This is a genomic window from Streptomyces regalis (genome assembly GCF_001509475.1).
GTDB classification, from domain to species: Bacteria; Actinomycetota; Actinomycetes; order Streptomycetales; family Streptomycetaceae; genus Streptomyces; species Streptomyces regalis.
Genome location: NZ_LLZG01000216.1, coordinates 1 through 879 on the forward strand (window position 1 = coordinate 1; position 879 = coordinate 879).

The following is an 879-nucleotide window of genomic DNA, read 5'->3' on the forward strand; positions in this document are numbered from 1 at the left end:
GTGTTCCGGCCCTGGTCGTGCCACCAGCGGCGGATCGATTCCACCGCGAACGCGGCGGTGTCGTGGTCGGTGCCGACGTTGACCCAGCCGGTGTTCGTAACACCACCGTCAACGTCACCGCACTCATCGCCAACCTCGACGGCGACACCGCCGCCGCACAGAAACTGATCGACCTGTTCGCCTGGACGTTCACCATGGCGATGCCTACAGCAGCCCCGCGCAAATCTCACCCCCAACCCAGAAGAACCTGCAGGTCAGGCAGTGCCTGCTATCGGGATTCTCACTTCAATGTCATGCGCTTTTTCATATGACGTCACATCGGTTTCTCACCGACTGCCGTCCTTGATTCCTGCCAAGACCCGGCAAATGAGCACGTGACAAGGGCTATAGCAGCAGAGGGGCACAGGACATCAGGATGAGAGTTTTACCGGACACCGAGGTGAAACTCAGCAGCCGGTGACCTCCCACACCGCAAGCCGCCCTGCGGTGCCGGCCAGCACCATGTGGCCCACCCCGCCCGGCACACTGCGCGTACGGCCGCTGCCCCGCGAGACAGCAGCCTCTTACCTCACCCGCCTCGCCGCCGCCTACCACCTCTCCCCCGCCCAACTCCTCGACGGCCTGCACATCACCGTCACCGGCACCGTTGCGGCCCAGCCCGCCACCGAAATCCACCTCAGCACCGAAGCCGCCCGCCGCCTGTCCGACTTCCCCCGCACCCCCCCCGCCCACCTCGCCCGCGCCCTGCCCCGCCAGCCCCCGCCCGCTGCCATCGGCACGGCGGGCACCGCCTGCGCCCGCTGGCAGCCTGTCCCGTCCGCGGTGCAGTCGCTGCCGGCGTGCACGGCCTGCACCGCTCACCGCAGCCCGCACAAAGCC

The 879-nt window shown here is 67.8% G+C and carries 1 protein-coding gene and 1 pseudogene; one reads left to right on the plus strand and one right to left on the minus strand.

Annotation, left to right across the window (positions count from 1 at the left end):
* A pseudogene (locus ADL12_RS58545) lies at positions 1-95 on the minus strand (ISAzo13-like element transposase-related protein); the annotation flags it as partial.
* A 361-nt stretch (positions 96-456) separates the two neighbouring features.
* Between ADL12_RS58545 and ADL12_RS22625 the strand changes: the two are divergent.
* On the plus strand, positions 457-879 hold a 423-nt coding region (locus tag ADL12_RS22625), incomplete at its 3' end, for a TniQ family protein (RefSeq protein ID WP_244188010.1).